Annotated in this window: 8 protein-coding genes; 1 reads left to right on the top strand and 7 read right to left on the bottom strand. The window is 62.4% G+C overall.

Features of this window, described 5'->3' with window-relative positions:
* The first annotated feature begins 188 nt into the window (after positions 1–188).
* The gene (gene ychF, locus BerOc1_RS05615; RefSeq protein WP_071544761.1) at positions 189–1,286 is read left to right on the top strand and encodes a redox-regulated ATPase YchF; all 1,098 of its coding nucleotides are present in this window, start codon (positions 189–191) and stop codon (positions 1,284–1,286) included.
* A gap of 569 nt (positions 1,287–1,855) precedes the next feature.
* Here the strand turns inward: ychF and BerOc1_RS05610 are convergent.
* The 7 genes from BerOc1_RS05610 to BerOc1_RS05580 form a co-directional block, all read right to left on the bottom strand.
* Positions 1,856–3,763 carry a methyl-accepting chemotaxis protein gene (locus BerOc1_RS05610; RefSeq protein ID WP_071544760.1) on the bottom strand — a complete coding sequence of 636 codons (1,908 nt, stop codon included), beginning with the start codon at positions 3,761–3,763 and terminating at the stop codon, positions 1,856–1,858.
* Positions 3,764–4,087: 324 nt separating this feature from the next.
* Complete coding sequence (locus BerOc1_RS05605) at positions 4,088–5,353, bottom strand: class II fructose-bisphosphate aldolase (RefSeq protein ID WP_071544759.1); 1,266 nt, start codon at positions 5,351–5,353, stop codon at positions 4,088–4,090.
* 162 nt (positions 5,354–5,515) lie between these two features.
* The gene (locus tag BerOc1_RS05600; RefSeq protein WP_071544758.1) at positions 5,516–5,824 is read right to left on the bottom strand and encodes a phage regulatory CII family protein; all 309 of its coding nucleotides are present in this window, start codon (positions 5,822–5,824) and stop codon (positions 5,516–5,518) included.
* A 201-nt stretch (positions 5,825–6,025) separates the two neighbouring features.
* Positions 6,026–7,960 carry a SpoIIE family protein phosphatase gene (locus BerOc1_RS05595; protein ID WP_071544757.1) on the bottom strand — a complete coding sequence of 645 codons (1,935 nt, stop codon included), beginning with the start codon at positions 7,958–7,960 and terminating at the stop codon, positions 6,026–6,028.
* Positions 7,957–8,931, bottom strand: coding sequence for an ABC transporter substrate-binding protein (locus BerOc1_RS05590; protein WP_071544756.1), 975 nt, complete (start codon positions 8,929–8,931; stop codon positions 7,957–7,959). The genes BerOc1_RS05595 and BerOc1_RS05590 overlap by 4 nt, the downstream gene beginning before the upstream one ends.
* Positions 8,928–9,452, bottom strand: a complete 525-nt coding sequence (locus BerOc1_RS05585; RefSeq protein ID WP_071544755.1) for a YqiA/YcfP family alpha/beta fold hydrolase — start codon at positions 9,450–9,452, stop codon at positions 8,928–8,930. The genes BerOc1_RS05590 and BerOc1_RS05585 overlap by 4 nt, the downstream gene beginning before the upstream one ends.
* On the bottom strand, positions 9,445–11,466 hold the full coding sequence (locus BerOc1_RS05580; RefSeq protein ID WP_071544754.1) for an ATP-binding protein: 2,022 nt from the start codon (positions 11,464–11,466) through the stop codon (positions 9,445–9,447). Before BerOc1_RS05580 ends, BerOc1_RS05585 begins: the two co-directional genes overlap by 8 nt.
* Positions 11,467–11,583 lie beyond the last annotated feature (117 nt).

Here is an 11,583-nt window from a genome sequence, read left to right as displayed (position 1 = left end):
TTAGGAAGGGAGAGGGGATGGGGGCCCGGGGGAAGGGGAGAGGGACAACCCTTTTCAAAAGGTTTCCCTCTCCCCTTCCCCCGGCCGCCGGAGGCACCCTCCCCCTCCCTTGCCTCAAGGCGGGAAGACGGGTAAGGAGAGGGCCACGCCGGGGGTGTGTTCCGGCAATCTTTTTTTCGGGAGTTTCCATGTCGCTGAGTATAGGTATTGTCGGTCTGCCCAACGTGGGCAAGTCCACGCTGTTCAACGCGCTGACCAAGGCCCAGAACGCCGAGAGCGCGAACTATGCGTTTTGCACCATCGAGCCGAACAAGGCGGTGGTGCCGGTGCCGGATGTCCGGCTGGACGTCCTGGCCGGTCTGGTCAAGCCGCAGCGGGTGCAGAATTCCACCGTGGATTTCGTGGACATCGCGGGCCTGGTGGCGGGCGCGAGCAAGGGCGAGGGATTGGGCAACAAGTTTCTGGCCAATATCCGCGAGACCCAGGCCATCCTGCACGTGGTCCGTTGCTTCGACGATGACGACGTCGTCCACGTGGCCAACTCCGTGGACCCGCTGCGGGACATCGAGATCATCGAGACCGAGCTGATCCTGGCCGACGTGCAGGTGCTCGAGAACCGCATCGAGCGCATGGAAAAGATGCTCAAGGGCGACAAGACCCTGGCCCCGAAGATCGAGGCAGGCAAACAACTCATGGCCCATCTAGACCAGGGGCTGCCCGCCGCCACCTTCGAAAGCGACGCCAAGGCCCTGCCCGAGCTGCTCAGGGAGCTCCGGCTGATCACCGCCAAGAACGTCATCTACTGCGCCAACGTGGACGAGGACGGGCTGACCGAGGACAACGGCTACGTCGAGTCCGTGCGCGGCCTGGCCCAGGAGCGGGGTGCCGAGTTCGTCAAGATCTCCGCGCGCATGGAAGAGGAGCTCGTGGGTCTGGAAGACGAGGATTACCGTGAATTCCTGGAATCCTACGGCATCACCGAGTCCGGCCTGGACCAGATCATCCGCACCGGGTTCCACACCCTCGGGCTGATCAGCTACTTCACCGCCGGCGAAAAGGAGGTCCGCGCCTGGACCATCCACGACGGCGACAAGGCCCCGCGCGCGGCGGGCGTCATCCACACCGACTTCGAACGCGGCTTCATCCGCGCCGAGGTCATCTCCTACGACAACTTCGTCAAGCACGGCTCCGAAGCCAAATGCCGCAGCGAAGGCGTGCTCCGCGTCGAGGGCAAGGAGTACGTCATGAAGGACGGCGACGTGGTCCACTTCCTGTTCAACGTATAAGTTGGACGGGAGATAGATCAGAGAGAAAGCCGCTGTTGGCGGCGATGTAGGCTGATTTCGCCTTGATTCGCCCCGTTCTGGGGGGCACCCCTTCGGGGCGCCGGGAAGCCCTGCGTCCTCCGCTGTCCTGCGGAGTTGCCGACGGCCAGTGTGGCGGGCCCTCTTAGGGAAATAGCCACGGCCTCCCCCGTCCGCCGGGGAATGATCTGCCTATGGCGCGAACGCGCCACACAACAACCGACACGGAACAAATGAACGTCTCTTTCCCACTGAAGGAACAATCAGGAATCCATTGAATAAGGGGGGCCGCCACGCAGGCTCATTCGTCCTGCGCATGAAGCGGTGGCCGCTGGAGAATTGCGCCAACGACAGCGTTCTGGTTACCTGGGGTTTGTCCGAAATCAAACATGGAAAAGCTCCTGTGAATTTGTTCCACGGGAGCTTGATCTCAATTTGAGGCGACCCGGTGGAAGGTCTTGCCGAGCCGAGTCTGATTATTTTGTAGGGTAACGAAACAAGGCCCCGAATATAACGGGGCCCTGTTTTTGTCGCATGGTTATCGTCTGCGGCTAGAAACGTTCAAAGCTGTCTTCATTATTCCGGATTCCGTCATGACCGATGGCGGCAGGCTTCGCCCGGGAAGCTCCGCGCGTTGCCGGCACAACGGAGGTTGTGGCTCCAGTGTGCTTACTATCGATACGGAAGAAGGAAATCGCCTGCTCCAGAGAGGTCGCCTGCGACGCCAGTTCATCGGCGGTCGAGGCCACTTCCTCGGAGGCGGAGGCGTTCTGCTGGGTTACGTCATTGAGTCCCTGTACAGCCGTATTGACCTGTTGGGCTCCTGCGTTCTGTTCGCCGCTGGTGACGGAGATGGACTGCACCAGCTCGGCCGTTTGCTGGATGTCAGGCAGCATCTCGGCCAGCATCTTCCCGGCATTTTCGGCTACAGCCACGCTTGATGCGGACAGCTCACTGATTTCCGATGCCGCGGCACCGCTGCGCTCTGCCAACTTGCGGACTTCAGCCGCCACCACCGCAAAGCCTTTGCCGTGCTCTCCGGCGCGTGCCGCCTCTATGGCCGCGTTCAAGGCGAGCAGGTTGGTCTGCCTGGCGATTTCCTCCACAATGGATATTTTTTCAGCAATGTCGCGCATGGCCGTCACGGTCTTATTGACGGCCGCGCCCCCTTGTTCCGCGACCGAAGCGGATTTCGATGCAATGGAGTCCGTCCGGTGGGCATTCTCGGAGTTCTGGCTGATGCTGGCGGTAATCTGTTCCAGAGAGGCGGACATCTCTTCTATGGATGCGGCCTGCTTCGCGGCGCCCTCGGAAAGAGACGTGGAGGCGTTGCTCAGCGCACTGCTGCCGGCCGAGACATTCTCGGCGATAGTCTTTGATTTGCCTATGACATCTCCCAATCTCTCGATCATGGAATTGAGGGCCGATGCCAAGGCGCCGATTTCATCTTTCTGATTGACATTCAACTCGACACTGAGATCGCCTTCAGCGATTTCGGCAGTGGTCTTCTGGATTAACTTGATCGGCTTGATGACATTGCGCCGGAGTATGAAGAATATGCCAATCCCCATCAGAATGATAATGGTGATGCATGAAATGACGATGATTTTGGTCAGGGTGATTGATTCCCTAAAGAAATCGTCATAGAGGGCGGTCGAGAATACCATCCACCCCAACTCGTCGGACTTTTTGAAGTAAGTCAGCCGGCGTTGCCCTCCGAACTCATAGTCGACGCTTCCCGACTCCTGGCCCATGACCTCTTTGCCCCACGGGAAATCCTTGATGACATTCGCCTTGCCAACAAGAGAATTATCTTTGTGCGACAAGACCAGTCCGTCACTGTCGGTGATATAGATGTAACCGGATTTTCCGACGGATATGTTCTTAATAAAGCGATCGGCAAAGGTGTCTATATTGATGTCGGTCAATATGACGCCGGTAACTTGACCATTGACCCGAATGGTATGCAGGGCCAGCACCACGGCCCGGCCGGTGACGCTGCTTATCAGCGGATAGGAAAAATAGGTGCCTGTGGAGACAATCGCTTCCTTGAAATATTTTCTGTTGGACAAGTCGACGCCAACGGTGGCTGGGTCTGCACTGGCGACGACCAAGCCATCCTTGTTCAGGATGTGCATCCTGATCAGAATATTGTCCGTCTGAAGAGCTTCTTCCAATATCGAAGTAGCCTTTTCCAATACTTCCTTGGATGCCAGCTGGTTGTCGGTCGCCATTTTGACATATTCGGAATCGACGACCATGGTTAGGGCCTTGTCCACGCCGTCGCACCACGTTTCAATCAGAGAAACGACGGACGTCAATTTCGCGTCATTCAAGGCTTCTGCATTCGCTCTGGCTGAGCCTGCAGTTTTAAAATAGATGATTGATGCCAATATAGTCATGCACAACAAGATCAAGAGCAAGGCCGGAACAAGAAATTTAGCTGAAAGCGAGCGCATGTGATTCTCCTCCAAAAGTCGAGTGCGGATAAAAAATATTAGCCGAATGCAACCGTCTGATACAATTATTATATTATCCGCGAAGTTGAGAAGCGAGTTCATTCCCAAAGCGGGGACCATTTTTTCTAAAACGTGAGGGATACACATTGGGGGGGCCCCTTCGGGGCGGTTGCCCACGCCTTCAAGGCGGCGCATTTGACCCCGCGCTCCCACCATCCGCGAAGCGGCATAAAAAGTTTTGGAAGGATGAGGGGATGGGGGCCGGAGGCAAAAAAGAGGGCGCCCCGTCAGGAGCGCCCTCTTTCTTATTGTCGTTCGTACGGGCTAGTCGTCGAAGTTGCCGTGGGGGCCCTTGTCGGTGTCGATGGCGGCCGCCTGGGCCTTGATTTTTTCTTCGGTCCATTCGGCGGGATCTTCGATCCGTTCTGCCTTGAGGCCGAGATCGTAGGAGCCGGCCTCGAGGATGAGGTCGCGGGCGATGGGCGCGGTGTCCTTGGCGTTGAACACGTTGACCAGCAGGTCGTAGACGAAGTCCTGGACGGCCCCGGCCATGCGGTCGCGCACGGATTCGCTCTGCCCGAGCCAGCGGCGTTCGAAGACGAGGTTGAGTTTCTTGTAGTTGCCGCCCTTGATGCCGTTGGCGTCGGCGTAGGCGACCATCTCGTCCCACAGGGCGTCTTCCACGCCCTGGCCGGGGACCTTGGCGAACTTGTCGCCGTCCATGATGGCGTTGCCGAAGTCGTTGACCTTGACGCCCCAGGAGATCATCTGCAGGGCGGTGGCCACGTTGGCCTTGGTGGTGGCGGTCTTGGCGGCGATTTCGCGCAGCCGGGCGGAGTCGTTGCCCGAGGTGCCGTGCTGGGCGCCGGAGGTGCCGTAGGGCTTGAGGGCCTCGTGGATTTCGGCGGTCAGTTCCACCTGGATGCCTTCGCCCGAGGCCTCGATGCCGTGGGTGGTGCCGTTGTTCAGGGCGATCCAGTCCGGGCACAGGGAGTGGGCGTTGAGGCCCTGGATGAGATACTTGGCCTCCACCGGGCTGGACAGGCCGAACTCGCCCTTGATCTCGCCGATCTCGGTCTCGTAGCCTGCCCAGGCCGGGATGACCGGAGACACGGCCAGGTTGCCGAGCAGGTTGAGATCGTCGGTCATGTGCGAGGCGTCGATGGCGATGGAGGTCACGCCCGAGTCGAACACGGAGGGGATTTCGGCCTTGGCCTCGGCCACGTCTTCCCATTTCTTCATGAAGTAGTGGTCCGCGTGCACGGCCACCGGCACGGTGATGCCGAGCTTGTTGCACAGGTAGTCCACGCGGCGTGCCACGTTCCACAGAGTGGTCGGGCAATAGGTGGCCTCGGAGCGTGCGATCTCGATGATAATGGCGGCGCTGGCCTTTTGGGCGGCCCGGAGCGCGCCCTCGATGACGAAGATGTTCCGGCCGTTGGCCGCGATGGTCATGCACTGGCCCTTGGCGCGCATGGCCCGGTCCACGACCTTGCCGCTGACGATGAGCGCCTGCGAGTTGGGGAAATTTTTGACGACGTTCGGCGGACGGCCGACGGCGAGTGCTTTTTTGAATGTATCCTGGGACATGCCCTTCCTCCTTGGAGCGTTAGATTGCTTGTGACAGTAAAAACCAATCGATGGGCAAAGTCAAAATGAAAGGGCCGATGGACGGCTGGATCTTCAAGGAACACTGCCCGGGGCATGGCGTGCACGCCCCGGGCAGTGTGTGCTTGCGCCGGGCGCGACCGGTCACATGGTCGCCTCCTGCTCGTGGGCGTGGCGGGGCTTGATGCCCTGCCTGGTGTGCTGCAGGCCGTCGAGTGGCCTGAGCGTGTAGCCCAGTTCGCGCGCCATGAATTCGAGGACCGAGATGTTGCGTGTCGCCTTGACGATCTCGAACATGGTTTCCGCCCCCAGTTTGGCGTGCGCGTCAAAGGGATTGAGCTCGCGAAGCAGCGTCGAATACGGCTTCTTGATCACCCGAGACACCTCTTTTGCCGGGATGTGTCCTTCCAGGACGAGGTCCTGCATCTTCTTGGTCAGATTCTTCTCGAACATGTTTACCCCCCACATGTTGGATTTTCTGCCTAGTAGGGGAAGTTAGCGCGTTTTTTCAGTTTTCGTCAATGAAATTTGAAAATATGAGCAAAGAAAAGGGCCGAAGTTGGTTCTGCGGGGCCGATCGGGAAGAGAAAAGGCTGTCTTCCTGAGTTGTTGAGAAAACCCCTTCGGTTTTGCGGATTTTTACCCGCTATGGGGTCACGGCTCGCACTTGCCCATGAACTGCATGGCCAGCATGGTGATGTCGTCGGATTGCTCCGCGCCTCTGGCGAACACGCGGATGGCCCCGCCCACGTCCTTGACCAGCTTGGGGGCGAAGGGCTCCTTTTCGGCGGAGAGCATGGCCATGAGCCGGTCGTCGCCGAACAGGCCGCCGTCCGGGTCCATGGCCTCGGTCACGCCGTCGGTGTAGATGAACAGCAGGTCGCCCGGCTTCAGCGTCATGACCTTGGTGGAATACTCCATGCCCTCCATGATCCCGGCCACGGGCTCGCCCAGGGGAGGGATCCACTCGGGCTTGCCGCCGCAGGGCAGGAACATGGGCGGGTTGTGGCCCGCGTTGGCATAGCGGGTCTCGCCGCTCTCGATGTCGATGATGGCCAGGAACAGGGTCACGAACATGCACGATTCGTTTTCCGAGGACAGGTCCGCGTTGACCCGGGTGAGGATGTCGCCGGGGTCCAGGCCGCGCTCGGCCACGACCTTGAGCAGGGTCTTGGTCACGGCCATGAAGAAGGCGGCGGGTACGCCCTTGCCGGACACGTCGCCCACCAGGAAGCAGAAGTGGGTCTCGTCAACGAAGAAGAAGTCGTACAGGTCGCCGCCCACCTCCTTGGCGGGCTCGATGGAGGCGAAGACCTCGAACTCGCGGCGGTCCGGGAAGGCCGGGAAGAGCTTGGGCAGGATGCCCATCTGGATCTCGCGGGCGATGCGCAGCTCGGACTCGATGCGCTCCTTGGCCGCCGTGGTGTCGGTCAGGTCGCGGATGAACTCCTTGAGGGAGGTCTTCATGTGCTTGAAGGATTCGGCCAGGTCGCCGACCTCGTCGTTGGCCCGGATTTCCGGGAGCATGAGGTCCAGGTTGCCCGAGGCGATCTCGCGGGCGGAATCGGACAGTTCGCACAGGGGGCGGGTGATGCGCCGGGCGATGCCCACGGTGACCAGGACCAGGAGCACGAAGCCGACCACGCCAATGACGATCATGGATTTGGACAGGCGGAAGACGTCGGCCAGCATCTCGTCGCGGGGGAAGACCACGCCCAGGGACCAGCCGCCGTACTTGAGGCCGTCGCTGAACATGTAGCTGTCCTTGGACGACAGGAGCGTGCCCACGGGCATGAACGCCGCCTTGCCCGAGAGCATGCGCTGGCCCAGCTCGCGCAGTTCCCCGGAGTCTCGTTCCTCGGCCAGGGAGAAGATGGTCTGGTTCATGACCAGCCTTTCGTCAGGATGGGTGATGAAGGTGCCGTGCCGGGACAGCAGGAAGGCGTAGCCCGAGTCGTACAGGCGGATGGAGCCGACGAGTTTCTGGAGCCAGGCCAGGGAGACGTCCGCCGTGACCACGCCCGTGAACGCGGTCTTGCCGTTCACCGTGCGGTAGAATGGTACCGAGTAGGTGGCCATGGGCACGCCGCCGCCCCCTTGGTCGAAATACGGCTCGGTCCAGGTGCTGCGGCCCAATTCCTTGGGAATCTGGTACCAGTCCATGTGGAAATAGCGGTACTTGGCGTCGCCGAGCATGGAGAAGCCGATGCGCCCGCCGGAGCGGAAGTAGTAGGGCGCGAAATAGAGATGGTCCGGCTCCAGGGAATACGGCTCGAAGGCGAGGCCCATGCCGTATATCTCCGGGTTGTTGGCCAACACCCTTCGGTTCAGTTCGATGATCTCCCGCTTGGTCAGGGTGGCGTCCTCCAGGGCGAAGGCGACGTTCTCGGCCACCTTCTGCACTCCGGACAGGACCGAATCGATGCGCCCGGCGGTCCCGGCCACGAGCAGGCGGGAATTGTCCTCGGCCTGGCGCAGGATGATGTCGCGCGAGGAGATGTAGTTGTAGGCCACGATGGCGGTCACGATGACGAAGGCGCAGGACAGGATCAGGAAGGTCAGCTTGAAGGCGATGGGGTACCGTTTCATCGCGCAGTCCCCTTGTAGAAGTCCCCGTAGGCCGGGGCGGCGTCCACGAACCCGGTGTCGGTCAGGGCCTTGGCCACCCGGTCGAAGTCCCCGGGGCGCAGCACGCCCATGGCCCCGTCGTCGGTCATGGTCACGTCCTCCATGCGGTCGAGCATCCAGCGCTGGTGCGCCCGGCTGGCCGGGACCTTGGCCTCGGCCATGCGCGCAAGGACGATGTTCAGGGCCTCGTCCTTGTGGGCAAAGGCGTAGCGCCACCCCTTGAGAGTGGCCCGGACCAGCCCGCCGCACAACTCCGGGCGCTCGGCGGCGGTCTTCTCCAGACAGTAGATGCCGTCTTCCGGGAAGTTCAACCCCGCGTCGTTGAAGAACAGGGGCTGGAGGTCGGCCTCGTCCAGGCCGTAGGTCAGCAGGGTGTGGTATTCATTGTACCACATGGCCGAGCAGGCGGCCACGCCGCCGCGCATGAAGAGGTCGAGGGACGTGGTCTGCGTGACCACGGTGACGCTGATGTGCTCCCTGCTGAACAGGGCCCGCGCCTGGATCTGGAATTCGTTGTCCCACAGCCCGATCTTCCTGCCGTCCAGATCCTTGAAGCTGCGTATGCCCGAGGCCTTTTTGGCGATGAGCATGAGCGCCGAGTGCTGGACGATCTGGCCGATATTGACCAGGGGCATGGACTCGCGGCGCTGCAGCCCGGTGGTCAGGAACAGGGTGGCGAAGTCCGCCCGGCCGTCCTCGAGCCAGTCGCTGGCCAGGATGTCCGGGCCGCCGGGCAGGATGGCAAGATCGATGCCCTCCTCTGCGTAGAACCCCTTGTCCTTGGCCACGTAATAGCCCGCGAACTGGGCCTGGGGCAGCCATTGCAGGATGATGGACGCCTTTTCCAGGTCCTGCGCCCGGGCCGGAGACGCGGGCAGCGCGAGGGCGGCGTACAGGAGCGCCAGGCCGAGTGCCGCAAGGGCGCGGGTCATGCGCCTTCCTCGAGGTCGGCCATGGTCCGGGCAAGGAACCGGGCGAACAGGATGCACAGGGTCTCGGTGGACCCTTCCAGCCGGTGCCCGTCGGCCAGGACGTGCAGGGTGGCCCTGTGGGTCTTGGCGAAGCGGATGGCGTTGTCCACCGGGACCACGTCGTCGTTCCAGCCGTGGACCACGGTGACCCGGCCCGGCAGGTTGGGGAAGACGTGCACCGCGTAGCCGGGGAAATAGAAGGCCGGGGCCAGGAGGAAGGCGGCCGGGACGCGGGCCCGCATGGACGCGGCCGCGGCCACGTAGCCGCCCATGCTCGACCCGGCCAGGATGGCGGGCCGGTCGTCCTCGGCCAGGAGGGACACGAGGCGTTCCACCCGCTCGTCCGGGTCGGCGAGGTCGCTGAAATCAGGGCCCTCCATGGTCAGGCCGAACTCCTCGGCCACGTCGGCCAGGGCCAGGCTCTTGGCCCCCCAGGGCTGGCTCAGGGAGCCGTGACACCACAACAGACGGCAATCAGGCATGATTGGTTTCCTCGGGCCCGGCCGGACGTCTGGGCGCCAGCTTGCGCAGGGTCTCGAACAGGGTGCTCTTCTTGACCGGCTTGGGCAGATGTGAGTCCGCACCGGCCTTGATGCAGCGCCGGGCGTCCTCGTTCATGGCGTAGGCGGTCATGGCCACTATGGGCACCGGATCGACCCCCTGTTCCCTTTCCCACTCCCGGATGGCCCGGGTGGCCTCGAAGCCGTCCATGCCCGGCATCTGGATGTCCATGAGGACCAGGTCCCAGCCGCCCTTCTTGAAGAGCGTGAGGCCGGTGGCGCCGTCCTCGGCCACGGTCATGGTGCACGGGGTGGACTCGAGATAGGTCTGGGCCACGAAGGCGTTGTACCGGGAGTCCTCGAACATGAGGATGTTCAGTGGCGGCAGCGGGTCCTCTTCCGCGGGCCGGGCCGGGGCGGCGGGCTGGACGTCCTCCGACCCGCCCGCGGCCCCGAACCGGGCCGTGAAGTGGAAGATGCTGCCCTTGCCCGGCATGGATTCGGCCCAGATGCGCCCGCCCATCATGTGGACCAGCTCCTTGCTGATGGCCAGCCCCAGGCCGGTGCCGCCGAACTGGCGGGTGGTCGAGCTGTCCGCCTGGGTGAAGGCGTCGAAGATGGCCCCGAGCTTGTCGCCGGACACGCCCACCCCGGTGTCCGCGATGGAGAAGTGGAGCATGGCGGTCTCGCCGTCGGTGGAGGCCAGGTCCACGTTCAAGGCCACCGAGCCCGAATCCGTGAACTTGATCGCGTTGCCCATCAGGTTGAAGAGGATCTGGCGCAGCCGGGTGGGATCGCCGTTGAGCCGGCCCGGCACCATGGGAGCGGTGACGCAGCTCAGGCTGAGCCCCTTTTTCGCCGCCTTGCTCCGGATCACGTCGCAGGTCCGGTCCAGGATCTCGGCCAGCTGGAACCAGGTCTTTTCCAGGGTCAGGTGCCCGGCCTCGATCTTGGACAGGTCCAGGATGTCGTCGAGGATCTCGAGCAGGCTCTCGCCCGCGGTGCGGAAGACGTCCACATAGCGCGCCTGGTCCTCGGACAGTTCGGTCTCCCAGAGGATGTCCGCCATGCCCAGGATGGCGTTCATGGGCGTGCGGATTTCATGGCTCATGGAGGCCAGGAAGCTGCTCTTGGCCGCGTTGGCCATCTCGGCTGCCTTCTTGGCCCGGCGTACCTGGTCCAGGGCGCCGTTCAGGGATTCGTTCTTGCGCTTGAGCTCCTCGGTGCGCTCCTTGACCTTGGTCTCCAGCAGATTCTGGTGGTTCTGAAGCTTGGCGTTGGCCTCCTGGAGGTCGTTGATGAGGTGGCGCACGGACTGGCGCATGTCGTCGATGGCCCGGGCCAGGCTGCCCAGCTCGTTGGCGGCCGAGGTGTCCACGGGCGCGTCCAGGTCGCCGTCCGCGATGGTCGTGGCCGCCTCCTCCAGGTTGGTGAGCGGGGTCAGGAAGTGTTTGCGCGTGTAGCGGACCGCTGCCAGGGTCAGGGTCAGGGTCAGAAGCAGGCCCATGGCGAGGGTCAGTCCCACGTACATGGCCATCTCCTGAACGTATCCCTCGGTGGACACGGCCAGGTTGAAGGAGCCGATCCAGTCGCCGTACTTGCGGATCTCCACCGATTTGGTGAGGAACCGCCTGTCCTTGGTGAAATAGTCGAAGTCGTGCCCGGTGAAGCGCGGGCGGCTCTTGGCGGCCATGACCTCGCGGCCGGTGACCACCTGGGCGAAGGCCACGGTGTCGTCCTGGATCACGGCGTCGATGAAGTCGCGGGCCGAGGCGTAGTCCACCTGCCAGACCGCGCTGGCCAGACTGGTCCGGGCCAGGTGGGCGATGCTGTCCGCGCGCTCGGACAGGCGGACGTGCAACCGGTAGGCATTGAACAGGATCAGCGCACAGGAGAAGACGAGGACGATGGCCGAGATGAAGGCCAGCTGTGCGAATTTGGCCCGCCGGCCGAGAGAGTCGGCTCTGGGCAGCCTGGCCCCGGGATGTATGCTCATGTGTCGCTCGTCGTCCTCCGGTAAAGAGATACCTTTGTATTTCTAAGCTGAACGGGCAACATTGGCAAGGCGTCAGGCGGGATTCCCCGATGCCTGCAAAGGCAAAAAAAAGGCCGG

The sequence above is a fragment of the Pseudodesulfovibrio hydrargyri genome (assembly GCF_001874525.1).
GTDB classification, from domain to species: domain Bacteria; phylum Desulfobacterota; class Desulfovibrionia; order Desulfovibrionales; family Desulfovibrionaceae; genus Pseudodesulfovibrio; species Pseudodesulfovibrio hydrargyri.
This window is presented reverse-complemented; position numbering and strand designations above follow the sequence as displayed.